Source organism: Pseudomonas sp. S35 (genome assembly GCF_009866765.1).
Lineage (GTDB): Bacteria > Pseudomonadota > Gammaproteobacteria > Pseudomonadales > Pseudomonadaceae > Aquipseudomonas.
This window is the reverse complement of sequence record NZ_CP019431.1, coordinates 1,616,748-1,640,685: the sequence shown is the minus strand read 5'-3', so window position 1 is coordinate 1,640,685 and position 23,938 is coordinate 1,616,748. Positions and strand designations below refer to the sequence as shown.

At 61.6% G+C, this 23,938-nt stretch carries 23 protein-coding genes; 8 read left to right on the top strand and 15 right to left on the bottom strand.

The genetic code is table 11. The features are described 5' to 3' along the window. The first annotated feature begins 146 nt into the window (after positions 1 to 146). Positions 147 to 1,397: an OprD family porin gene (locus tag PspS35_RS07345; RefSeq protein WP_159933358.1), complete on the top strand. Its 1,251-nt coding sequence runs from the start codon at positions 147 to 149 to the stop codon at positions 1,395 to 1,397. Between the two features lie 84 nt (positions 1,398 to 1,481). Continuing rightward, the gene (locus PspS35_RS07340) at positions 1,482 to 2,381 is read left to right on the top strand and encodes a polysaccharide deacetylase family protein (protein WP_159933357.1); all 900 of its coding nucleotides are present in this window, start codon (positions 1,482 to 1,484) and stop codon (positions 2,379 to 2,381) included. A 71-nt stretch (positions 2,382 to 2,452) separates the two neighbouring features. Here the strand turns inward: PspS35_RS07340 and pcaC are convergent, their stop codons facing one another. From pcaC to pcaR, 11 genes are all read right to left on the bottom strand, one after another. Next, positions 2,453 to 2,851, bottom strand: a complete 399-nt coding sequence (gene pcaC, locus PspS35_RS07335) for a 4-carboxymuconolactone decarboxylase (protein ID WP_159933356.1) — start codon at positions 2,849 to 2,851, stop codon at positions 2,453 to 2,455. 10 nt (positions 2,852 to 2,861) lie between these two features. Continuing rightward, positions 2,862 to 3,653 carry a 3-oxoadipate enol-lactonase gene (gene pcaD / locus PspS35_RS07330; protein ID WP_159933355.1) on the bottom strand — a complete coding sequence of 264 codons (792 nt, stop codon included), beginning with the start codon at positions 3,651 to 3,653 and terminating at the stop codon, positions 2,862 to 2,864. A 10-nt stretch (positions 3,654 to 3,663) separates the two neighbouring features. Beyond that, positions 3,664 to 5,028: a 3-carboxy-cis,cis-muconate cycloisomerase gene (locus tag PspS35_RS07325; RefSeq protein ID WP_159933354.1), complete on the bottom strand. Its 1,365-nt coding sequence runs from the start codon at positions 5,026 to 5,028 to the stop codon at positions 3,664 to 3,666. Between the two features lie 10 nt (positions 5,029 to 5,038). Beyond that, positions 5,039 to 6,334: an MFS family transporter gene (locus PspS35_RS07320; protein ID WP_159933353.1), complete on the bottom strand. Its 1,296-nt coding sequence runs from the start codon at positions 6,332 to 6,334 to the stop codon at positions 5,039 to 5,041. A 155-nt stretch (positions 6,335 to 6,489) separates the two neighbouring features. Then, positions 6,490 to 7,056, bottom strand: a complete 567-nt coding sequence (gene pcaG / locus PspS35_RS07315) for a protocatechuate 3,4-dioxygenase subunit alpha (protein ID WP_159933352.1) — start codon at positions 7,054 to 7,056, stop codon at positions 6,490 to 6,492. Between the two features lies 1 nt (position 7,057). Further along, positions 7,058 to 7,762, bottom strand: coding sequence for a protocatechuate 3,4-dioxygenase subunit beta (pcaH, locus tag PspS35_RS07310; RefSeq protein WP_019817832.1), 705 nt, complete (start codon positions 7,760 to 7,762; stop codon positions 7,058 to 7,060). 17 nt (positions 7,763 to 7,779) lie between these two features. Continuing rightward, entirely contained in the window at positions 7,780 to 8,982 is a 1,203-nt protein-coding gene (gene pcaF, locus PspS35_RS07305; RefSeq protein WP_174244864.1) for a 3-oxoadipyl-CoA thiolase, read from the bottom strand. Continuing rightward, on the bottom strand, positions 8,979 to 9,761 hold the full coding sequence (locus PspS35_RS07300; protein ID WP_174244790.1) for a CoA-transferase subunit beta: 783 nt from the start codon (positions 9,759 to 9,761) through the stop codon (positions 8,979 to 8,981). Before PspS35_RS07300 ends, pcaF begins: the two co-directional genes overlap by 4 nt. Further along, positions 9,758 to 10,615 carry a CoA transferase subunit A gene (locus PspS35_RS07295; protein ID WP_112193939.1) on the bottom strand — a complete coding sequence of 286 codons (858 nt, stop codon included), beginning with the start codon at positions 10,613 to 10,615 and terminating at the stop codon, positions 9,758 to 9,760. The genes PspS35_RS07300 and PspS35_RS07295 overlap by 4 nt, the downstream gene beginning before the upstream one ends. Positions 10,616 to 10,761: 146 nt before the next feature. Next, positions 10,762 to 12,102: an MFS transporter gene (locus PspS35_RS07290; protein WP_159933350.1), complete on the bottom strand. Its 1,341-nt coding sequence runs from the start codon at positions 12,100 to 12,102 to the stop codon at positions 10,762 to 10,764. 145 nt (positions 12,103 to 12,247) lie between these two features. Continuing rightward, entirely contained in the window at positions 12,248 to 13,090 is an 843-nt protein-coding gene (gene pcaR / locus PspS35_RS07285) for a pca regulon transcriptional regulator PcaR (protein WP_034103970.1), read from the bottom strand. Positions 13,091 to 13,648: 558 nt separating this feature from the next. On the opposite strand from pcaR, the gene PspS35_RS07280 reads away from it, so the two are divergent. Beyond that, positions 13,649 to 13,849, top strand: coding sequence for a hypothetical protein (locus tag PspS35_RS07280; RefSeq protein ID WP_003172389.1), 201 nt, complete (start codon positions 13,649 to 13,651; stop codon positions 13,847 to 13,849). A 312-nt stretch (positions 13,850 to 14,161) separates the two neighbouring features. Beyond that, a complete protein-coding gene (locus tag PspS35_RS07275; RefSeq protein WP_159933349.1) occupies positions 14,162 to 15,637 on the top strand; it encodes an inorganic phosphate transporter in 1,476 nt (491 codons plus the stop codon). A gap of 185 nt (positions 15,638 to 15,822) precedes the next feature. On the opposite strand, the gene ccoM is transcribed toward PspS35_RS07275, so the two are convergent. Continuing rightward, the gene (ccoM, locus tag PspS35_RS30600) at positions 15,823 to 15,939 is read right to left on the bottom strand and encodes a cytochrome c oxidase subunit CcoM (RefSeq protein ID WP_017530457.1); all 117 of its coding nucleotides are present in this window, start codon (positions 15,937 to 15,939) and stop codon (positions 15,823 to 15,825) included. A 143-nt stretch (positions 15,940 to 16,082) separates the two neighbouring features. After that, the gene (locus tag PspS35_RS07270) at positions 16,083 to 16,277 is read right to left on the bottom strand and encodes a hypothetical protein (RefSeq protein WP_131697188.1); all 195 of its coding nucleotides are present in this window, start codon (positions 16,275 to 16,277) and stop codon (positions 16,083 to 16,085) included. Positions 16,278 to 16,377: 100 nt separating this feature from the next. Here PspS35_RS07270 and PspS35_RS07265 point away from each other — a divergent pair, with 100 nt between their 5' ends. The 3 genes from PspS35_RS07265 to PspS35_RS07255 all read left to right on the top strand — a co-directional run bounded on the left by PspS35_RS07265 (position 16,378) and on the right by PspS35_RS07255 (position 18,989). Further along, on the top strand, positions 16,378 to 17,250 hold the full coding sequence (locus PspS35_RS07265; protein WP_159933348.1) for a LysR substrate-binding domain-containing protein: 873 nt from the start codon (positions 16,378 to 16,380) through the stop codon (positions 17,248 to 17,250). A gap of 90 nt (positions 17,251 to 17,340) precedes the next feature. Next, positions 17,341 to 17,811, top strand: coding sequence for a RidA family protein (locus PspS35_RS07260; protein WP_159933347.1), 471 nt, complete (start codon positions 17,341 to 17,343; stop codon positions 17,809 to 17,811). After that, on the top strand, positions 17,808 to 18,989 hold the full coding sequence (locus PspS35_RS07255; RefSeq protein WP_159933346.1) for an aminotransferase class V-fold PLP-dependent enzyme: 1,182 nt from the start codon (positions 17,808 to 17,810) through the stop codon (positions 18,987 to 18,989). Before PspS35_RS07260 ends, PspS35_RS07255 begins: the two co-directional genes overlap by 4 nt. On the opposite strand, the gene PspS35_RS07250 is transcribed toward PspS35_RS07255, so the two are convergent. Then, entirely contained in the window at positions 18,986 to 19,327 is a 342-nt protein-coding gene (locus PspS35_RS07250) for an aspartate-semialdehyde dehydrogenase (protein WP_159933345.1), read from the bottom strand. The genes PspS35_RS07255 and PspS35_RS07250 overlap by 4 nt on opposite strands. A gap of 218 nt (positions 19,328 to 19,545) precedes the next feature. On the opposite strand from PspS35_RS07250, the gene rapA reads away from it, so the two are divergent. Next, complete coding sequence (gene rapA / locus PspS35_RS07245) at positions 19,546 to 22,392, top strand: RNA polymerase-associated protein RapA (protein ID WP_159933344.1); 2,847 nt, start codon at positions 19,546 to 19,548, stop codon at positions 22,390 to 22,392. A gap of 105 nt (positions 22,393 to 22,497) precedes the next feature. Here rapA and PspS35_RS07240 read toward each other — a convergent pair whose 3' ends face one another. Further along, positions 22,498 to 23,844, bottom strand: a complete 1,347-nt coding sequence (locus tag PspS35_RS07240) for an MFS transporter (protein WP_159933343.1) — start codon at positions 23,842 to 23,844, stop codon at positions 22,498 to 22,500. Between the last annotated feature and the right edge of the window lie 94 nt (positions 23,845 to 23,938).

Genomic DNA, 23,938 nt, shown 5'->3' with positions numbered 1-23,938 from the left:
AACCGGCGCCTCCTTGGCAAAGGGAGGCCCGGCAACTTGCGTTCGATCATCGCCCACAACCCGCCCGCCCCCGATTGAACCGCCCCCGCAACGCCCCGCACCATGGCCGCCACCTGCAAAACCCCAATAACAACAGGTCCAACGCCATGAGCACTTTTCGCCCGCGCCAGCTCTTGCTGGCCACCGCTGTCGCCAGCCTTGCCCTTCCCGTCGTCGCCGAAGAACACGGTTTCCTGGAAGACGCCAGCGCCAACCTCAACTTGCGTAATTTCTTCTTCAACCGCAATTTCACCAACCCCACCAAGACCCAGGGCGGCGCGCAGGAGTGGACGCAGAGTTTCATTCTCGACGCCAAGTCCGGCTTTACCCAGGGCACGGTGGGGTTCGGTGTGGACGTGTTGGGCATGTACTCGCTCAAGCTCGATGGCGGGCGCGGCACCGGCGGCACGCAGTTGTTGCCGCTGGATCATGACGGCCGGCCGGCGGATGAGTTCGGACGCCTCGGCGTGGCGTTTAAAGCGCGGATTTTGAAGACTGAATTGAAGGTCGGCGAATGGATGCCGGTGCTGCCGATCCTGCGCTCGGACGACGGCCGTTCCCTGCCGCAAACCCTGCGCGGCGGGCAGGTCACGTCGAAGGAGATCGACGGCCTGACCCTCTACGGCGGCCAGTTCCGCGCCAACAGCCCGCGTGACGACAGCAGCATGTCGGACATGTCGATGACCGGTAAAACCGCGTTCACCTCAGACCGCTTCAACTTCCAGGGCGGCGAATACGCGTTCAACGATAAACGCACCCAAGTCGGCCTGTGGAATGCCCAACTCAAGGACATCTACAGCCAACAATACGTCAACCTGATCCACAGCCAGCCCCTCGGCGACTGGACCTTGGGCGCCAACCTCGGTTACTTCTACGGCAAGGAAGACGGCAGCGCCCGCGCTGGCGACCTGGACAACAAGACGTGGTCCGGCCTGTTCTCTGCCAAGTACGGCGGCAACACCTTCTACGTCGGCCTGCAAAAACTCACCGGCAATAACGCCTGGATGCGCGTCAACGGCACCAGCGGCGGCACCTTGGCCAACGACAGCTACAACTCCAGCTACGACAACGCCCAGGAAAAATCCTGGCAAGTGCGCCACGACTACAACTTCGCCGCCCTCGGCGTACCGGGCCTGACCTTGATGAACCGCTATATCAGCGGCAGCAACGTACACACCGGCACCATCACCGACGGCAAGGAATGGGGCCGCGAAAGCGAACTGGGCTACACCGTGCAAAGCGGCAGTCTGAAAAACCTGACAATGCGCTGGCGCAACTCCAGCATGCGTCGCGACTACAGCAACAACGAGTTTGACGAAAACCGGTTGATCGTCAGTTACCCGGTAAGTCTGCTGTAATCAAGCGCTGCACTTGCTGTATGGTGCGCGCCTGCCGCTGCTGATCCGCCCAGCAGCGGCCTCTTTTTCGAGCCTGCGCACACCATGAAATGCTTCGCCATCGCATCCGCCGTGCTGGCCCTGGCCGTGAGCCTCAGTGGCTGCATCGGCGCGCCCATCGCCCTGACGCCACAGACTGAACAGCGCCTGCAAACCCAGGCGCCAATCCGCTTTCTGCTGACGTTCGATGACGGCCCGAGTGCCTCGGGCTACAACAACCCGAGCCGTTCAGTGGTGGCCGATCTGGCAGACAACCCGGTGTTGCCTGGGATCAAGGCAGTGTTTTTCCTACAGACCGAAGCGGCCCGCTCCGGCGGCAGTTCACGGGGTCGCAAGACCATGGAACGTGAGTACGCGGGCGGCCATATCCTGGCCTTCCACACTGCCACGGCGTTTCATACCAACCACCGCTGGCTGAACAACGCCGAACTGCAAAGCACCCTCGCCCAGGGGTCTGCCGATATCGCCTCGATCACCGGCGCCCCGCCGGTGCTGGTGCGCCCGCCGTTCTGGAACTACGACCGCCGCACCTTCGCCGCCTACCAACGCCAGGGTATGCACGTACTGCTGACTGACTTGAGTGCCAATGACGGCAAGATCTGGGGCTTCAACGGCAGCCCGCGCCGCCGCGCCAACCTGTATCGACAGCTGTCGGTGGTGCGCGAGCGCATCGCGTTGGGCGAGTTACCGACGGTGGATGGGGTGATTCCGGTGGTGGTGACTTTCCACGATATCAACCGCTACACCGCACGGCATATGCAGGAGTACCTGCAGATCCTGCTGGACAGTGCCCAGGTCACCGGCATGAAAACCGCCGCCGAGCCGTTCTATACCGACCGTGGCGCACTCGAACGTGCAGCGCTGTCACGCACCGTGAAGGCTGTCAGTGAGGAAGTGCATTTACCGGGCGTGTGGAATTGGGTGTGGGACGCCGACTCCCACTGACCTTAAGCCGTGTGAAGAGCAAAATGTGGGAGGGGGCTTACTCCCTCCCACATTTCGACCGCCTTTCAAATCTACCCTGGTTGCCGGGACTCAACGCCCAATTCATCCCACACCGACTCAGCCAAGTGGAAGGTGGCATTCGCCGCCGGGATCCCGCAGTAGATCGCACTTTGCATCAACACTTCCTTGATCTCGGCACGGGTTACACCGTTGCTCGCAGCGGCGCGCAGGTGCAGCTTCAATTCATCGTTGCGGTTCATGCCGATCAGCATCGCAATGGTGATCAGGCTGCGGGTGTGCCGAGGCAAGCCCGGACGGGTCCAGATATCACCCCAGGCGTGGCGGGTGATCATGTTCTGGAATTCGCTGTTGAATTCGGTCAGGGCATTGAGGCTGCGGTCGACATGGGCGTCGCCCAGCACTTCGCGGCGCACTTGCAGGCCGTCGGCGTAACGTTGTTTCTCGTCCACAAAAAACTCCTCAACGGGCTAGCAAAAATTCAATCACGCGGTCGCTGAACGCTGCACCGGCCTGAACGTTGGACAGGTGCGCCGCGTAGAACTCAGCGTACTCGGCCCCCCTCACATGGTTCTGGATGAAGTGGCTACCGGCCGGCGGTGTGACGGCATCTTCGGTGCCGGCAATTACCAGGGTCGGGACTTTGATGGAGGCCAGTTGCTCACGAAAATCCGCATCCCGCACTGCGGCGCAGTTGGCGGCGTAACCCTCGGGTGAGGTGGACGCGAGCATGTCGGTAATCTGCTGCGCCTGATGCGGGTTGGCTGCCGCAAAATCAGCGGTGAACCAGCGCGCAATGGAAGCATCACGCAGGGCAACCATCGCCGCCGCGCCATCGCGCAGCACCGTCTCGATGCGCGGGTTCCAGATCTGCGGCGTGCCGATTTTGGCGGCGGTGTTGCACACCACCAGGCGGTTCAGGCGAGCCCCCGCGTGGATACCCAGCCATTGGCCGATCAAACCGCCCATGGACAGCCCGCAAAAATGCGCACGTTGGATATCCAGCGCATCGAGCAAGGCAAGCACGTCATGGCCCAATTGCTCGATGCTATAGGGCCCCTCGGTGACCAGGGATTTGCCGTGGCCACGGGTATCGAAGCGCAGCACGCGAAAATGCTTGGTGAAGGCCGGGATCTGGATGTCCCACATATGCAGGTCGGTGCCCAATGAGTTGGACAGCACCAGTACCGGCGCATCCACGGGGCCATCGAGTTGGTAGTGCAGGTCGCCTTCGGCGAGTTTTACAAATGGCACGGCGGCCTCCTTAGGCAGTCAGTTCAACGTGTTCGGTGACAGCGCGAGTAACCCAGGTCTGCGCCTGGCCCAAATAGTGGGCGGGGTCGAGCAGGCGGTCCAGTTCGATTGCGGACAACTCGGCAGTGATCTGCGGTTCGTCTGCAAGGACGGCGCGTAGATGGCGCCCTTCGGCAACCGCGCGTTTGCAGCACTGCTCCAGCAGGTGATGCGCGGTTTCGCGGCCAAGGCGTTGGGCAAGCACGATGCTCACGGCTTCGGCCAGTACCAGGCCCTGGGTCAGGTCGAGGTTGTGCTTCATGCGTTCGGGGTCGACTTCCAAGCCTTCGCTCACCAGCAGCGCCTGTTGCAAGGCACCGGAAACCAACCGGCAAATCTCTGGCAAGGTTTCCCATTCGGCATGCCACAGGCCCAGGCTGCGTTCGTGCTCCTGAGGCATGGCGCTGAACATCGTCGAGACCAACCCAGGCACGCGGGTGGCCGCACTGATCAACACGGCAGCGCCGACTGGATTGCGCTTGTGCGGCATGGTCGACGAGCCACCTTTACCCGGCGCCGACGGTTCGAACACTTCCGCCGCTTCGGTCTGCATCAGCAGGCTGACGTCCCTGCCCAGCTTGCCGAGGCTGCCGGCGATCAGGCCGAGCACGCTGGCGAACTCCACCAGGCGATCACGCTGAGTGTGCCAGGGTTGTTCGGGCAGGGTCAGTTGCAACTGCGCCGCCAGGGCTTGTGCCACGGGCATCGCCTGCTCTCCGAGCGCGGCCAAGGTGCCGGAAGCGCCGCCGAATTGCAGCACCAACAGGCGCGGTTTCAGCTCGGCAAGACGTTGGCGACTGCGCGTCACGGCGCCCAGCCAACCGGCGATTTTCATCCCCAAGGTGACGGGCGTTGCGTGCTGCAACCAGGTGCGCCCGGCCATCGGTGTGGTCGCGTAACGCTGGGCCTGGGCGGCGAGCACATCCCCCAAGCGCGCAAGGTCGTTTTCGATCAACACCAATGCGCGCCGCAATTGCAGCACCAGACCAGTGTCCATCACATCCTGGCTGGTCGCGCCCAGATGCACGTAGCGTTCGGCACTGGCATCTTCACTGGCGATCAACTTGCCCAGTGCCTTGACCAACGGAATCGCCGAATTACCCGCGCTGGCAATTGCCACGCCGAGTGCGTCCACGTCGTACAACGACGCCAGGCACGCCTGGGCAATCGGTGCGACCGCGGCCTGGGGAATCAACCCAACCCGCGCCTCGGCGCGGGCCAAACCTGCCTCGAAATCCAGCATGCCCTGCAAGCGCCCCTGGTCGCAGAACACCTCGGCCATGCTGTCAGCGGTGAAGTAGGCGTCGAACAATTGGTTGCTCGTGCGCAGTGTCATAACGCGTCCCTTACAAATCGTGGTGCAAGTACTCCGCCTGTTTCGGCAGGCGCAAGCTGAACAGGAAGGCCACGGCCATCATGCCAGTGACATACCAATAGAAGGTGTTTTCCATGCCCATGGACTTAAGGCCCAAGGCCACGTATTCCGCCGAGCCACCGAAGATCGCGTTCGCCACCGCATAGGCCAGGCCCACACCCAGTGCGCGCACATGGGGCGGGAACATCTCGGCTTTCACCAGGCCGCTGATCGAGGTGTAGAAACTCACGATAGCCAACGCCAGAGAGATCAGCACAAACGCCAGGAACGGGCTGGTCACGGTTTTCAGGGTCAGCAGGATCGGCACGGTGCACAGGGTGCCGAGGGCGCCGAACCACAGCATCGAGTTGCGTCGACCGATCTTGTCCGAGAGCATGCCGAACAGCGGCTGCATGCACATGTACACAAACAGCGCGCCGGTCATGATGTAGCTGGCGGTCTTGGCGTGCATCCCAGCGGTGTTCACCAGGTACTTCTGCATGTAGGTCGTGAAGGTGTAGAAAATCAGCGAACCGCCGGCGGTGTAGCCGAGCACGGTGATGAAGGCGGCTTTGTGATTGCGAAACAACGCGGCGACGCTGCCAGCATCTTTGTCCTGGCGGGTTTCCTGGCTGGTGGTTTCCTTGAGGGTGCGGCGCAGCAGCAGGGAGATCACCGCCGCAATGGCGCCAATCACGAACGGAATCCGCCAGCCCCAGGCGCGCAGTTCGTCTTCGGTGAGGATCTGTTGCAGGATCACCACCACCAGCACCGCCAGCAGTTGCCCGCCGATGAGGGTGACGTACTGGAACGAGGCGAAGAAGCCACGCTGGCCTTTGAGTGCAACTTCACTCATGTAGGTCGCGGTGGTGCCGTATTCGCCACCCACCGACAAGCCCTGGAACAACCGCGCCACCAGCAGCAACGCCGGAGCCCAGGCGCCGATGTCTTTGTAGGTGGGCAGGAAGGCGATGACCAACGAGCCGGCACACATCATCAGCACCGAGATCATCATCGAGTTTTTGCGACCGTGCTTGTCGGCCACCCGGCCAAACAACCAGCCGCCGATGGGGCGCATCAGGAACCCGGCGGCGAATACACCAGCGGTGTTGAGCAGTTGGACCGTGGGGTCGTCCGAAGGGAAAAACGCGGGAGCAAAGTAGATGGCGCAGAAGGCGTAGACGTAGAAGTCGAACCATTCGACGAGGTTGCCGGAGGAGGCACCGACAATCGCAAAGATCCGTTTGCTGCGCTCTTCTCCGGTGTAGTGACTGGTGGTTGTTGTCATGGTTTTTTCACTCAGTGGGAACGGTTATAGCCTAGACATACTTTGCAACAACCGGGGGTAGTTGCAAGCAGCAAGCTACAAGCTGCAAGAGAAGATCCACCGCGGCCAGCGCTTTTCCTTGTAGCTTGCAGCTTGAAACTTACCGCTGCGACTCATCAATAATCAAAAAACACCGTCTCCTTATCCGTCCCCTGCAAAATCACATTCCACTGATACACACCCTGCTCATCCTGCTTGGCAATCAAGGTGCTACGCCGCTCAGCCGGTACACACGCCAGCAGCGCGTCATCGCCATTGAGCACCTCACCGTCAAAATAAATCCGCGTCAGCAAGTGCTTCACCAAGCCACGGGCAAACACCAGTACCACCAGGTGCGGCGCCTGGGTCGTGCCCTTCAGGCCCGGAACAGCGCCCGGCTTGATGGTGGTAAAGCGAAAACGCCCTTCGGCGTCCACCGGCACCCGGCCGAAACCTTCGAAGTTTGGGTCGACGGCCTTGTCCTGCTCGTCCTCCGGGTGGTCGTACTTGCCGGCGGCGTTGGCCTGCCAGACTTCAAGCATGGCGTCGTTGACCACATCACCGTTGCCATCCACCACTTGCCCGCTGATCGCCACGCGTTCGCCAAGGGTGGCGGCCACGGTCAAGTCTTCACGGTTCAGCCAGGTCAGGCCGATGTGGTAGTACGGCCCGACGGTGTGGGACGTGGTTGCGTAAAGGCTCATCTCATTTCTCCATCGGCGTGGCGTCGCGGCCGCGCAGGACGATGTCCCAGCGGTAGCCGAGGGCATAGGAAGGGATGGTTTTTTCCAGGTCGAAGCTGGCGATCAGGCGCTGCTTGGCCGAGGTGTCCGGCACACAGTTGTAGATCGGGTCGTATTCGAGCAGCGGGTCGCCGGGAAAATACATCTGCGTGACCAAGCGCGTCAGCACGCTGGGGCCGAACAGCGAAAAGTGGATATGCGCCGGGCGCCACGCGTTGTGGTGGTTGCCCCACGGGTAGGCGCCGGGCTTGATGGTCTGGAACTGGTACCAGCCATCGGCGTCGGTGACGGTGCGGCCGGTGCCGGTGAAGTTCGGGTCCAGCGGCGCGTCGTGCAGGTCACGCTTGTGGTTGTAGCGACCGGCGGCGTTGGCCTGCCAGATCTCCACGAGGATGCCCGGCACCGGCAGGCCATTTTCATCCAATACACGGCCGTGAATGATGATGCGTTCGCCCTGGGGCTCGCCTTCATGCTGGGCGGTGAGGTCGTTGTCCTTCTCGTTGATCCGCTCGGCGCCGATGGTCGGACCGGTGATTTCCGACAAGGAATGGGGCAGGAACACCAACGGCTGGGACGGCGAACGCAGGTTCGTCGACTGGTAGGCCGGGTGCAGGTAATCAGGTTGAGTGCCCGCTTGCGGGCGCCGGTAACCGGGCTTGTCACTCATGGAGCAGTCCTCTCTTATTAGATGCGTTCAATCGCCAGGGCCAACCCTTGGCCGACGCCGACACACATGGTCGCCAGGCCTTTGCGGCCACCGGTTTTTTCCAACTGGTGCAGGGCTGTCAGTACCAACCGCGCACCGCTCATGCCCAATGGGTGACCGAGGGCGATGGCGCCGCCGTTCGGGTTGACCTGGGAGGCGTCGTCGGCAATGCCCAGCTCGCGCAGCACTGCCAGGCCTTGGCTGGCGAAGGCTTCGTTGAGTTCGATCACGTCAAAGTCGGTAACCGCCAAACCCAGGCGCTCCACCAGCTTGCGCACCGCTGGCACCGGGCCGATGCCCATCACACGCGGGGCGACACCGGCACTGGCCATGCCCAACACACGGGCACGGGCGGTGAGGCCGTGTTTCTTGACCGCTTCGGCGGACGCCAAAATCAGCGCCGCCGCACCATCGTTCACACCCGAAGCATTGCCGGCGGTGACGGTCTTGTCGGGGCCGTTGACTGGCTTGAGTTTGGTCAGGGCTTCAAGGGTGGTGTCGCGTGGGTGCTCATCATGGTCCACCACGGTTTCGCCTTTTTTATGGGCGACACGCACCGGCACGATTTCTTCAGCAAAGTAACCGGCAGCCTGGGCGGCAGCCGTACGTTGCTGGCTGCGCAGGGCAAAAGCGTCCTGATCAGCACGAGACACCTTGTAATCGTCGGCCACGTTATCGGCGGTCTGCGGCATCGCATCCACGCCGTATTGGTCCTTCATCAGCGGGTTGATAAAGCGCCAGCCGATGGTGGTGTCTTCCAGCTTCATGTTGCGTGAAAACGCCGCGTCGGCCTTGCCCATCACGAACGGTGCGCGGGACATCGACTCGACGCCCCCGGCAATCGTCAGCTCCATTTCGCCACTGGCGATGGCGCGAAACGCGGTGCCGATGGCGTCCATGCCCGAGGCGCACAAACGGTTGAGGGTCACGCCGGGAATAGTCTCCGGCAGGCCCGCCAACAACAGCGCCATGCGTGCAACGTTACGGTTGTCTTCGCCGGCCTGGTTGGCGCAGCCCAGGAACACCTCGTCCACCGCACTCCAGTCCACCGACGGGTTGCGTTCCATCAACGCCTTGATCGGCAGCGCGGCCAAGTCGTCGGCACGCACCGTGGCCAGGCCACCGCCGAAACGGCCGATGGGCGTGCGGATGGCATCGCAGATAAATACGTCACGCATCAGGCTTCTCCGGGTGCTTGGCCGTGGGCGGCGGCCGTGCGGGCTTCGAGGTCACGCAGGGCGGTCAGCTCGACCTCGGTCGGTTCGGCAGTGGCGCTCACGTGGTCGGCAAAGCGAACCGCCCAACCGGTCGCGGCCACCACTTGCTCGCGGGTCACGCCGGGGTGCAGCGCGGTGACGACGAACTCATGGGTGCCCTCTTCCGGCTCCATGATGCACAGGTCGGTAATAATTCCGACAGGACCGGCGCCCGGCAGGCCCAGGCGTTTGCGTGAATCGCCGCCTTCGCCGTGACCGACGGAGGTGATGAAGTCCAGCTTGTCCACGAACGAACGGGACGACTGCTTGAGGATGATCAACACGCTCTTGGCAGAACCGGCGATCTCCGGCGCGCCACCGGCACCCGGCAGGCGTACTTTGGGCTGGTGATAGTCACCGACCACGGTGGTGTTGATGTTGCCGAAGCGGTCGACCTGGGCCGCGCCGAGAAAGCCGACGTCAATGCGCCCGCCTTGCAACCAGTAGCGGAAGATTTCACCGGTGGGCACCACGGTGTCAGCGGTTTCCGCCAACTCGCCATCACCGATGGACAGCGGCAGTACCGAAGGCTTGGCGCCAATCGGGCCGGACTCGTAGATCAGCACCACGTCGGGCGACGAGGTCAGGCGCGCCAGGTTGGCCGCTTTCGAGGGCAGGCCGATGCCAACGAAGCACACGGAGCCGTTCTTGAGGCGGCGCGCAGCGGCGACGGTCATCATTTCGTTGGTCGAGTAAGCCATCACTTGGCCTCCTGCGCGGTGGCCAGCTTGGCCTGGAATTCACTGAAATCGGCAGTGCCGTGGATGTATTCGTCGATCCAGGCGGTAAAGGTCCCACGGTCGCGGGCGATTGGGTCCCACGCCTGGTAGAAGCGGTTGTCGCGCTCGTTGTAACCGTGGGCGTAGGACGGATGCGCGCCGCCGGGTACGTGGCAAACGGCGGTCAGAGCCCAGGTCGGCAATACACAGCTGTTCATCGGTGCGTTCAAGTCATCGACGATCTCCTCGACGGTGACGATGCAACGCTTGGCCGCCAGCGCCGCTTCCTTCTGCACACCGAGAATGCCCCATAGCAGCACATTGCCCTTGCGGTCGGCCTTTTGCGCGTGGATCACGGTGATGTCCGGGCGTACCGACGGCACCGCAGCCAGCACTTCACCGGTGAACGGGCAGGTCACGCTTTTGATCAGCGGGTTGACCTTGGGCAGGTCGGAACCGGCGTAGGCACGCAGCACCGCGAACGGCAGGCCGGAAGCGCCGGCGACGTAGGCATTGGCCAGGTCGGCGTGGCTGTGTTCTTCGATCTCCAGCGGCTGCGGCCACTGCTTCTCGACCGCATCGCGCAGGCGATGCAGGGAGCCCACGCCAGGGTTGCCGCCCCAGGAGAAAATCAGCTTGCGTGCGCAGCCGGCACCGATCAACTGGTCGTAGATCAGGTCAGGCGTCATACGTACCAGCGTCAGGTCTTTCTTGCCCTGACGAATGATTTCATGACCTGCGGCCGTAGGGATCAGATGGGTAAAGCCTTCAAGGGCAACGGTATCGCCGTCGTTCACGAAGCGCTTGACCGCATCACGCAGGGTGAGAATGTCAGCCATGGGGTTGGGCTCCCGGGGTTATCGAAAAAGACGCTGAGGTGGCGCCGAAGTGCTTGAAGATTAAGCTGGGGACATAGGCCAAACAATCCGATAATCGACTAAGCGTTCGATTATCGAACCGATTGTTGGCAAGCTATCAATCAACCTCAGGTCGCATCCGCATGGCTGACCATGCCCTTGATCACCACGGCCGCCGTGGCCAATGCAGCGGGGATCACCAACGCGGTGAGTACCTGCTCAAAGTTCCAACCCAGGCCCAGCAGGGTGGCGCCCATCCAGGCGCCGAGGATCGCGCCGAAGCGACCGATACCGAGCATCCACGACACGCCAGTGGCGCGGCCTTGGGTCGGGTAAAAGCGCGCCGCCAGGGACGGCATCGCCGATTGCGCGCCGTTGACGCACATCCCGGCGATCAACACCAAGGTCGCCAGCACGGTGATATTGCCCAGGCTCTGCCCGACCGCGTAGGCAAATACCCCGGCCAGCAAGTAGAAAGTGCCGATGACTTTGTGGGGATTGAACCGGTCCATCGCCCAACCCACACCGACGGCGCTCAACACGCCACCGAACTGGAACAACGCACCGATAAACGCGGCCTGCTCCATGCTCGCGCCACTGTCGCGCATCAGGGTCGGCAGCCAACTGGTCAACAGATACACGATCACCAGGCCCATGAAGTAGGTGAGCCACAGCAGCAACGTGCCGGCGCTGTAGGTACCCGAGAAGATCACCGCGAACACGTTGCGGGCCTTGACGGTTTTCTGTTCGGGCACGCTGAAGGCGGTGGCTTGGGCGACGATGCCGGGCTCGATGGGTGACAAGGTTTTGCGCACCTTGTCGGTGCCACGGTTGCGCACCACCAGGTAACGCGCCGACTCCGGCAACCACAGCACCAGCACCACCACCAGGATCAACGGCAGGATGCCGCCGATCATCAACAGCGCATGCCAGCCGAACGCCGGAATCAGCTTGGCCGAGATAAATCCGCCACCGGCCATGCCCAAGTTGAAGCCGCAGAACATGCTGGTCACCAGCAGCGACTTGTGGCGCTCGGGGGTGTACTCGGACAGCAGCGTGGTGGCGTTGGGCATACCTGCGCCCAAGCCCAGCCCGGTGAGGAAGCGCAGCACCAGCAGTTGGTCGACATTGCTGCTGTAGGCCGATGCCAGACTGAACGCGCCGAACACCAGCACGGCGCCGACCAACACGACTTTACGGCCGAAACGGTCGGCCAACGGACCCGAGCCCAGTGCACCGAACACCATGCCGATCAACGCGGCACTCATCACCGGGCCGAGGCTGGCGCGGTCGATGCCCCAGTCTTGGGACAACGCAGGCGCGATAAAGCCCATGGCGGCGGTGTCGAGGCCATCGAGGAAAACAATCAGGAAACACAGGATCACCACACGCCACTGGTAGCGGGACAGTGGCTGGGCGTTGATGAAGGACTGCACGTCCAGGGTGGTACCGACAGAAGGCTGATTCATTATTTTTATTCCACACCGAGGGCGGGCCAACGACCTGGGGTCGCCATTATTATTGGGGCGCCCCTAAGAGCGCTGCCGCACAATAATAAGCCGGGGGAAATACCGTCAATTGATCAAGCCGGGATCTGTGCGGTCACCGAACAGCTTAGGCAAACAGCTGCGCACTCAACTCACGGCTGGCGCTGAGCATGCTCGGCAGGAAGCGCTGCTCCAACTCGCTGCGGCTGACCCGCCCGGCGTGGGTGCTGACATTGAGCGCCGCCAAGACCTGGCCGGAGGCGTCATACACCGGCACGGCAATCGAACGCAGGCCCTGTTCCAATTCCTGGTCGACGATGCACCAACCCTGCTGACGCACCTGTTGCAGGCATTCGAACAACGCTTCGGGGGTGGTGAGGGTGCGGCTGGTCTTGGTTTGCAACTCGGCGTGGTCGAGGTAGTCCTGCAGCGAGGCATCATCGAGTGCCGCGAGCAGGATGCGGCCCATGGACGTGCAATAGGCCGGGAGACGTCCGCCCACCGACAAATCCACGGAGATCAGGCGCTGGGTGGTGGCCGAACGGGCGATGTAGAGGATGTCGTCGCCTTCGAGGGTGGCCATGTTGCAGGCCTCGTGGAGTTGCTCGCTCATGCGGTCCAGATAAGGCTGGGCCGACACTGCCAACGGCGTGGACGACAGGTAGGCATGCCCCAAGGTCAGGACTTTTGGCAACAGCGAATAGGTACGCCCATCGGTGGTGGCGTAGCCGAGCTTGATCAACGTATGTAGGCAACGACGTACGGCGGCGCGGGGGATTTCGGTGCGGTGGCTGATCTGCGCGATGGTCAGGTGGCGCTTGCGCTCCTGGAATGCCTGCACCACGGCCAGGCCACGGGCCAGTGACGTCATGAAGTCCGGGTCACCGGTAAACGCCTGGATACGCTTGGCCGGTGAGGCAACGATCGGCGGCGCCACTGACGCGAAAGAGTTGCGCAATTGATCGTTCATGTCGGGTTCCTTTCTATTATTGTCAACCACAGAGGATTGGGCTGCTATTACAAGCCGCGCCCGCCATGATGCACAAGGCAGGGTCAGCAACATTGGGCGATTATCGGACGAGTATGCGATTATCGCAATTGAGCGCCTCACCTGAGACCGGTCGTACAAGTACGTATCGGCAAAGTTAAAACTGGAGTTTAGAACGCCGGCACGGTTGAATTTATGACGCCAGATTTTCAGCAAATACTGACGTAGGCGTGTAACAAAACCCTCACACAAAGTTGACGCTTTTTAACTTTATGCCGATAGTGTTATTCAAATGCGCCGCTATAATGCACCCTGTGCGGAGATCAACCCGGTTTCATGATCGGGATCAGAACCCGCCAAGCCATGCACCTGCCGCGCATGGACGGTCGCAACGACCTGCCTCGAATGACAGCACAACACGTGGTCGATGGTTTGCATTTCAAACTTGAACACTTCATGGGTTCAACTTGGAACACTCCGAGGGCCGCATTCAGGCATAACGCTGCACGGTAATTACACTCAACTCAGTTAGGTAACAATGTGACGAAAGATGAACTGCGCGCGGAACTTGAGCGCCAGGAGCAACGTTACAAGGATGTTTACGGCGGGGAAGTCACCACCTACGCCGCCCAGCCTGAACCCGAACGCAAACCATGGCGCAAGCGCGCCAGCCTGCTCGACCAGGCGTTTGCCCAGGAAATCCAAAAGATTGAACAGGAACTCAAAGCCGAAGAGCCATAAGCGCGCCGGCTTGGACTGACGGGACTGCCTCGACTAGCGGCTCATTGCCACTGGTCGACAACCCGGCATCCTTCATGCACCTGTAAAATTTCATACAAATGTTTCAGGCATGCCGTTTTGATGACAAAACCCGGCCTTTTTGCACCTGCGCTTTATAAATCAAAGACTTGCCAAAGCCCCGAAAACCCTGGGATAGCCCCCTTTTGCCCCTGGCTTTTCAATGAAGATTGTTACCGATGAGCAGCTAGTGCATCGATTACCGAGGTTTTCTGGCATAATCGCGCCCCCTTACGACCGGGTCAGAAAACCTTCATGATCGATTTATTCAGCGGACTGGATGCTTGGGTTCTAGTGAGCCTACTGCTCGCCCTCGCCTTTGTCCTCGCCTTCGAGTTCATCAATGGCTTTCATGACACCGCTAACGCGGTGGCCACAGTCATCTATACCAAAGCCATGCCGCCGCATCTGGCCGTGTTCTTCTCCGGGGTGTTCAATTTCCTCGGCGTGTTGCTCGGTGGTGTCGGTGTCGCCTACGCCATCGTGCATTTGCTGCCGGTGGAGTTGCTGATCAATGTGAACACCGGCCATGGTTTGGCGATGGTTTTCTCGTTGTTGGCCGCGGCGATCACCTGGAACCTGGGCACCTGGTACTTCGGTATCCCAGCCTCCAGCTCCCACACCCTGATCGGCTCGATCCTCGGTGTCGGCCTGGCCAACGCCCTGATCAACGACATTCCCCTGGCTGACGGTGTGAACTGGCAGAAGGCGATTGATATCGGTGCCTCCCTGGTGTTCTCGCCGATGGCCGGCTTCCTGGTCGCAGCCCTGGTGCTGATCGGCTTGAAGTGGTGGCGCCCGCTGTCGAAGATGCACAAGACCCCGGACCAGCGCCGCAAGCTCGACGACAAGAAACACCCGCCGTTCTGGAACCGCCTGGTCCTGGTGATTTCCGCGATGGCCGTAAGCTTCGTGCACGGTTCCAACGATGGTCAAAAAGGTATCGGCCTGATCATGCTGGTGCTGATCGGTATCGTACCGGCGCAGTTCGTACTCGACCTGGGCAGCACCACCTACCAGATCGAGCGTACCCGCGACGCCACCGTGCATTTGAGCCAGTTCTACCAGCGCAATAACGCCACCCTCGGCGAATTCCTGGCCCTGGGTAAAAGTGTGAAGGACGATCTGCCGGGCAAGTTCCAGTGCAACCCACAGCAGACCGAGCCCACTATCAACGCGCTCGTCAGTACGCTCAAAGGTGTCTCCGACTACCACTCGCTAACCTCCGACCAGCGTATCGAAGTGCGTCGCTACCTGCTCTGCCTGGACGACACCGCGAAAAAAGTCGGCAAGCTGCCGGGCCTGGATGCGCGTGAGAAGTCCGACCTCGACAAACTGCGCAAAGACCTTACCGCCACCACCGAGTACGCGCCGTTCTGGGTGATCCTCGCGGTCGCACTCGCCTTGGGCCTGGGCACAATGGTGGGCTGGAAGCGTGTGGTACTGACCATCGGTGAAAAGATCGGCAAGCAGGGCATGACCTATGCCCAAGGCATGTCGGCCCAGATCACCACCGCGACCATGATTGGTTTTGCCAATATCTTCGCCCTGCCGGTGTCCACGACACATGTGCTGTCTTCGGGCGTGGCCGGCACCATGGTCGCGAATAAGAGCGGCCTGCAAGGTGGCACGGTCAAGACCATCCTGATGGCTTGGGTGTTGACACTGCCTGCGACCGTGGGCCTGTCGGCCGGGTTGTTCTGGCTGGCGTCCAAGGCGCTGGGTAGCTGATAGTCCGTCGCTGAAAAAAAAGGCGCGATCCTGATGGGGATTGCGCCTTTTTTTTGGTTTTTTTGGGGGCCATCTCCGTTGCCGCCGTTACCCCGACAACGGATATACGCACAAATGCCAGCCCAAAAAAAAGGGCGACCGAAGTCGCCCAAAATGCCTTGCGTGCTCATGTAACCCAAAAAGACTTAAGGTTTTTTACGCTTGTTAGCGTCTTTCCAGATAAAAAATCCAAACCCTACAAAAAACAGCACCATGAGGCTTACCGTCAGCACTCCGGCGAATACCACGTTATCGATAAACATGACCGGCCTCCTGCACTTGCCCTGTTGCGATAGGGCTAAGTTACTGGAGAAGGCGGATTGGAAAATTGACGGGGATCAATGTCGCCCGCAACGGGGCGTAAAGAAGGGCAATAACTGACCTGCATCAACAGATGCAGGCTGTATTAACGCTTTTTCGGTTTGTTCTTTGATTTTTTCTTGGCTTTGCCCAAGGGCATCGCCTGTTCAAATGCCTGACGCACTTCATTCAGGCGTTTGTCATTGAGGTCATGTACACGCTTGGCGCGTTCGGCATTCAGGTCGATCAACTTGTCGTCATCACTCATGGCTTGGCTTACGTCGTGGCGAGTAAGGCTCAATAATGCGGGCTCCCGCGGCCGACGGCAAATCAGCGCGCGACAAAAGGCAGGCCGTCGCCCAAAATCGGCACTTTCCAGCCAACCCAAGAGGCGCATTCCGGTGGCACTGCACAAGGATCTTCCGCCGTTGCTGGCCCTGCGCGCCTTTGAAGCCGTGGCCCGGCACTTGAGTTTTAGCAAGGCGGCGACTGAGTTGTCAGTGACTCAAAGCGCCCTTAGCCATCAGGTACAAAAACTCGAACAGCACCTGGGTAAACCACTGTTTATCCGACGCACCCGTGCGATTGATCTGACGGTAGACGGCCAGCGTTACTACGACGATATCCGCCCCGCCCTTGACGCCATCGCCGCCGCAACCCGCGCCCAACGGATCGTGCCCAGCGCCACGGTGTTGCGCATCGGCCTGCTGGCGTCTTTCGCCACCCTATGGCTGGCCCCACGGCTGGCGGGGTTTCTCAACCGCTACCCGCATATCCAGGTGGAGTTGTTGCCGGCGATTCAACTGGCCAACGTCGGCGCCGCCGAGGTCGACCTGGCCATTCGCTACGGCAAGGGCGATTGGCCGGACGTGCAGGCCACGCGACTGATGGCTGAAGTGATCTCACCGGTGTGCAGCCCGGCGTTCAAGGCCAGCCAACTGCACAACGGCCCCTTATTGATGGCAACCTCACACCGGCCGTTCGAATGGACGGATTGGTCCCGGCATTATCAAGTCGACCTCCAACACCACCCGCGCGTCATGCTGCATGACTACAACATCGTGGTCGAAGCCGCCGTGGCCGGGCAAGGCATTGCAATGGGCCGTCACCACCTGATCCAACGCCGGCTCCAGGACGGCAGCCTGGTGCAGGCCTTCGACTGGCCGCCCTACCACAGCGATATCGGCTATTGGCTGATCGCCCCCCAAGGCCCCGTCCACGAGGCGGCCGAGTGCTTCAGCCAATGGTTAAAGGAGACCTGCGCCGACGTGTGAGTTATTTCGATACGTCGAGTGAGATCTATCCGTTTGTCGCAGTCCCGCCAGCACAACATGCTCAAACCTCTTAAAAACAGAGGACTCAGCATGAGCAACTCCATCCGCCAACGCCTGCACGCCCTTGGCCTGACGCTGCCCGCCCCCAGCCAGCCGATTGCCAACTACATCAACCATGTGATCAGCCAGAACCAGCTGTTTATCTGCGGGCAGATTCCCCTGCTCGACGGCAAGCCTGCGTTCCTCGGCCGACTGGGTGAGTCCCTCAGCGAGGAAGAAGGTGTGCAGGCTGCAGAACTGGCTGCACTGAGCTTGCTCGCGCAATTGAGCGATGCCTTGGGCGATGACCTGTCGCGCCTGGTGCGCACCCTGCGCCTGGGTGTGTTTATCGCCAGCAGCGCCGACTTCCAACGCCAGGGCGCGGTGGCCAACGGTGCGTCGAACCTGCTGGTCAATGCCCTCGGCGAACCGGGCCGGCATGTGCGCACGGCAGTGGGGGTTTGCAGCCTTCCAGCCGGCGTGGCGGTGGAGGTTGACGCGATTTTCGAGCTGCGACCGTGAACCTGCTTAACGTTCAACAATTAAGGGAGGCCACCCCCGGCTGCCAGTCGGGCCTGGTGCACTTCAACCATGCCGGCGCTTCCCTGCCAAGCCAGGCGACCCTCGACGCTATCATCGGCCAACTACAGCGCGAAGCCCGCGACGGCCCGATGGAAGCCGGCGAACAGGGCGCCGTACTGATGGAAAAAGCCCGCCACGCCGCCGCGCAACTGCTCAACGCGCCCACCGCGTCGATTGCCTTTGCCAACAGTGGCTCGACCGCCTGGAGCATGGCATTCCAAGCCCTGGGCCCGTGGCAACGCGGTGATCGCATTCTGGTAGGGCGCCACGAATGGGGTGGCAACCTGGCGAGCATGCAACTGGCTGTGCAAGCGGGTGCGCGGGTGGAAGTCATTCCCTGCGATGCAACGGGCGCGGTGTGCCCGGTGGCCCTGGACTCAATGATCGATGCCAGCGTAAAGCTGATCGACCTCACCTGGCTCCCCGCCAACGGCGGCCTGATCAACCCGGCCGAGGCCATTGGCGCAGTGGCCAGGCGTCATGGCATCCCCTACTTTATCGACGCCGGCCAAGCCGTCGGCCAGGTGCCAGTGGATGTGCAGGCGTTGCAGTGCGATGTCCTCAAGTCGGCCGGCCGCAAACACCTGCGCGGGCCGCGTGGCACAGCGCTGTTGTATGTGCGGCCGGGCTTTCTGCAGCGGTTGAACCCCGCTCAACGCGACGTGTTTTCGGCGCCCTGGAGCCCCCAGGGGTTTGACCTGCGCGACGACGCCAGGCGCTTTGAAACCAGCGAGGTGTCTTTTGCCTTGTTGGCGGGACTGGGCAATGCCTTGCAGGAAATGAACAACGTGGGGATTGAGCGCGTGTGGGAAAACGTCGCACAGACCAGCGCACGAATTCGCGAAGCCCTGCGTGAGATTCCGGGGGCTTCCCTGCATGACCTGGGCACGCTGCAATCAGGGCTGATCGCCTTCAACCTCGCCGGCTGGGACGCCTTCGAACTGAAACGGCAATTGGGACTCAAGCACATCAATATCGGCGCCAACGGCGTGGCCTACACCCCGCTCGATATGCAGGCCCGTGGCCTGGCAAGCGTTGCGCGGATCTCGGTGAGCCCCCTCAACAACGATCACGACGTGGAGTGGTTGCTGGCAGCCCTGCGGGACCTGCGCGCTTAAACCTCGACGTCCACCCAAAGGCCCTGGCGCGGCGCGTCTTCGATCAACGGCACAACCGGTACGGTGTTGTCGGCATTGAGCAGGTCACCGGGGATCGCCAAGTGCTGGTCCGGATCCTCGTCAGCTTCGCGCCGGCGTTTCTGTTGTTCCTGCTGGCGGCGTTGTTCTTCGCGCAGCAAAAAGGTCGACTGCTCGGCATCGCCCTTTTTCAGGTCGATCGTGCTTTCGTTGGAGCCCGCTTGCACAGGGACCACGGGCGGAATATCCGGTTTCTGGCGGACCGGGTCGAGTTGCGACGTAACCGGTATGACGCTGACGGGCAGCATGGGTGGCAGCATGATAGTTGTTCTCCTGTCAGCAGGCTGTCGGCGGGCGGCGCGGCGACTTGAGCGCGGGCTCGCCAACCTGTGACCGAGTCGACACTCGCAAGTGCCCGCCACCCGTCGATTCAGCGCGCGCCCCTGCACTCAAACGGAGTAGTTTTTGTCAGAGTCCTTTGGCTGAGGGCCTTGTTCCGTTAAGATAGTCGGCTTTTTCACGGCGGGAGTCAGGCAGCATGGCGCAGCAGTATCAACCGGGGCAACGCTGGATTAGTGACAGCGAAGCAGAGCTGGGGTTAGGCACCGTTCTGGCACAGGACGGCCGCTTGTTGACCGTGCTCTATCCGGCCACTGGCGACACCCGCCAGTATGCGCTACGGAATGCGCCCCTCACCCGCGTGAGGTTCTCGCCGGGTGACACCATCACCCATTTCGAAGGCTGGAAAATGACCGTGCAAGAAGTCGACGACGTCGACGGCCTGCTGGTCTACCACGGCCTCAATGGGCAGAACGAGCAGGTCACCCTGCCGGAAACCCAACTGTCGAACTTTATCCAGTTCCGCCTGGCCAGCGACCGTCTGTTCGCCGGCCAGATCGACCCGCTGGCCTGGTTCTCGCTGCGTTATCACACCCTGGAACACACCAGCCGCCAATTGCAGTCGTCGCTGTGGGGCCTGGGTGGCGTGCGCGCGCAACCGATTGCTCACCAACTGCACATTGCCCGTGAAGTCGCTGACCGTATCGCGCCACGGGTATTGCTGGCCGACGAAGTAGGCCTGGGCAAGACCATCGAAGCCGGCCTGGTGATCCATCGCCAGTTGCTGTCGGGCCGCGCCAACCGCGTGCTGATCCTGGTTCCGGAAAACCTGCAGCACCAGTGGCTGGTAGAGATGCGCCGCCGCTTCAACCTGCAGGTTGCGTTGTTCGACGAAGAACGTTTTATCGAAAGCGATGCCGCCAACCCGTTCGAAGACACCCAGTTGGCCCTGGTCGCCCTGGAATGGCTGGTGGACGACGAGAAGGCCCAGGACGCGCTGTTCGCTGCGGGCTGGGACTTGATGGTGGTCGACGAAGCCCACCACTTGGTCTGGCACGAAGAAAAAGCCAGCCCGGAATACGCGCTGGTCGAGCAACTGGCCGAAGTGATTCCTGGCGTGCTGCTGCTCACCGCCACCCCGGAACAACTGGGCCAGGACAGCCACTTCGCACGTCTGCGCCTGCTGGACCCGAACCGCTTCCACGACCTCGCCGCCTTCCGCGCCGAGAGCGAGAACTATCGCCCGGTAGCCGAAGCCGTGCAGGAACTGATGGATAAGGGCCGCCTGTCACCTGCGGCCCACAAGACCATCCAGGGTTTCCTCGGCAACGAAGGCGAAGCGCTGCTTGCCGCCGTCAACGATGGCGACGCCGAAGCCAGTGCGCGCCTGGTGCGTGAGTTGCTCGACCGCCACGGTACCGGCCGCGTGCTGTTTCGCAACACCCGTGCCGCCGTGCAAGGTTTCCCGGAGCGCAAGCTGCACGCCTACCCGATGCCAAACCCGGATGAATACCTGGAGCTGCCGCTGGGCGAACACGCCGAGCTGTACCCGGAAGTCAGCTTCCAGTCGCAACCGGACATCGACGAAGAAAATCGCTGGTGGCGCTTCGACCCACGCGTTGAGTGGCTGATCGACCAGCTGAAAATGCTAAAGCGCACCAAGGTCCTGGTGATCTGCGCCCATGCCGAAACCGCCATGGACCTGGAAGACGCCCTGCGCGTGCGCTCCGGTATCCCGGCCACGGTGTTCCACGAGGGCATGAACATCCTGGAGCGTGACCGCGCCGCCGCTTATTTTGCCGACGAAGAGTTCGGCGCCCAGGTGCTGATCTGCTCCGAGATCGGCTCCGAAGGCCGCAACTTCCAGTTCTCCCACCATCTGGTGCTGTTCGACCTGCCATCGCACCCCGACCTGCTGGAACAGCGGATCGGCCGCCTGGACCGGATCGGCCAGAAACATGTGATCGAACTGCACGTGCCGTACCTGGAAACCAGCCCGCAAGAGCGCCTGTTCCAGTGGTATCACGAGGCGCTGAACGCGTTCCTCAACACCTGCCCGACCGGCAACGCCTTGCAGCATCAGTTCGGCCCGCGCCTGCTGCCGCTGCTGGAAAACGCCGACGACGGCGAGTGGCAAGCCCTGATCGACGAAGCCCGTGCCGAACGCGAGCGCATGGAGCAAGAGCTGCACACCGGTCGCGACCGCCTGCTGGAGCTCAACTCCGGCGGCGCCGGCGAAGGCGATGCGCTGGTGGAAGACATCCTTGAGCAAGACGACCAGTTCGCCCTGCCGATCTACATGGAAACCCTGTTCGACGCGTTCGGCATCGACAGCGAAGACCATTCGGAAAACGCGCTGATCCTCAAGCCGAGCGAAAAAATGCTCGACGCCAGCTTCCCCCTGGGCGACGACGAAGGTGTGACCATCACCTACGATCGTAACCAGGCACTGTCGCGCGAAGACATGCAGTTCATCACTTGGGAACACCCGATGGTGCAGGGCGGCATGGACCTGGTGCTGTCCGGCTCGATGGGCAACACCGCCGTAGCGCTGATCAAGAACAAGGCGCTCAAGCCGGGCACCGTGTTGCTGGAACTGCTCTACGTCAGCGAAGTGGTTGCGCCACGCGCACTGCAACTGGGCCGCTACCTGCCGCCGGCAGCACTGCGCTGCCTGCTGGACACCAATGGCAACGACCTGTCCGGGCGCGTCTCGTTCGAGACCTTGAACGACCAGCTCGAAAGCGTGCCACGGGCCAGCGCCAACAAGTTCGTGCAGGCCCAACGCGATCAACTCACGCCGCGCATCAATGCCGGTGAAGAGAAGATCACCCCACGCCACGCCGAGCGTGTGGCCGAGGCCAAGCGTCGCCTGGCAGCAGACACCGACGAAGAACTGGCACGCCTGAGCGCGTTGCAAGCGGTCAACCCGACCGTGCGTGACAGCGAGCTGGTCGCCCTGCGCAACCAACGCGAGCAAGGCCTGGCCATGCTCGACAAGGCGGCGCTGCGACTGGAAGCGATCCGGGTGTTGGTGGCGGGTTGATTACCGCCCTGCCCTGCTGAACCAAAAAGGCCCGCGCAATGCGGGCCTTTTTATTGGTTTTGAGGGCCTCATCGGGGGCAGGCCCCCGATGGCATCACCTCGATTTCAAGCCGTTGCTGCGGCGGCTGGCACCTCAACAGCCACCAACCCCTCTTTCATGCGCTTGGCATCACGCACAAAACTGCGCGATGCCTGGAACAGAAACAACATGGTCAAGAACAGCGCCACCGGGATCAGGTACATGGCGTCATGCAGGCCCACGGCTTTATAAGCCTCGGTCATCTGCTCCGCCCCCGCCGCATACATCGCCGAATGGGCAAAGTGATCGGACAGCCCGCCGACCACAATCGGCCCCATGCCCCCGCCCAGCAAGTACAACCCAGCAAAGAACAACGCCATCGCCGTGGCCCGCAGCCGTGGTTCGACCACGTCCTGAATCGCCGTGTACACGCAGGTGTAGAAGTTATACGCAAACAACCAGCCCACACTGAACAGCGCCACGAACACACCAATTTCGATGCGGCCGGCATGCAAGGCCCAGGCGGTGGTGACGGTGGAGATGATCAGGCTGCACGCCGCGAACAGCAGCCGGCCATTGGCAACCCGCTGGTGGATCTTATCGGCAACCCAACCGCCCAACGTCAGGCCTATCAGACCGGTCAAGCCGACAATCACCCCGGTGGCAACGGCTGCGTCTTGCAACGGCATGAGGAAATAGCGTTGCAGCATGGGCACCAGAAACGAGTTGCACGCGTAGGTGGCAAAATTGAAGCACAGACCGGCCAGCACCAGCCACAGGAAGGTCGGCACAGCCAGCACGCGGCGGATCGGGCGGTCGACGCGTTCCTGGGAGACTTGGACGGTTTCGGCCGCGCCGCGCTTGGGTTCCTTGATATAGAACATAAACACCGCAAGGATCATCCCCGGCACGGCGGCAATAAAGAACGGCGCGCGCCAGCTGTCGAACGCTTTGACCATCCAGCCGATGGTGAAGAATGCCAGTAACAGGCCAAGCGGCAGCCCCAGCATGAAAATCCCCATGGCCCGGGCGCGGCGGTGCGCCGGGAACAAATCGCCGATCAGCGAGTTGGCGGCCGGCGCATAGCTGGCTTCACCGATACCGATGCCCATGCGCACCAGCAAGAACGTCCAGAAACTGCCGACCAGACCGTTGACCGCCGTCAGACCGCTCCAGGCAAACAAGCCCCACCCCATCAGCTTGCTGCGCGAGCCGGTATCGGCCATACGCCCGAGCGGCAGGCCGGCAATGGCGTAGACGATGGTGAAGGCGGTGCCGATGATGCCGAGCTGGAAATCGCTCAGGTGCCATTCCATTCGGATTGGCTCGATGATGATTGCGGGAATCGTGCGATCGAAGAAATTGAACAAGTTGGCGAGGAACAGCAGGAACAGAATGCGCCAGGCATTCGCCGCTTGGGTCGAGTTCTGCATGGGTCCGTCTCTTTTATTGTTATGAGAGCTGCGATGCCCGATGCATCCTGCTCAGGTACCTGCAACATAGTCAGGCGAGGCACGGTTGTCTGTA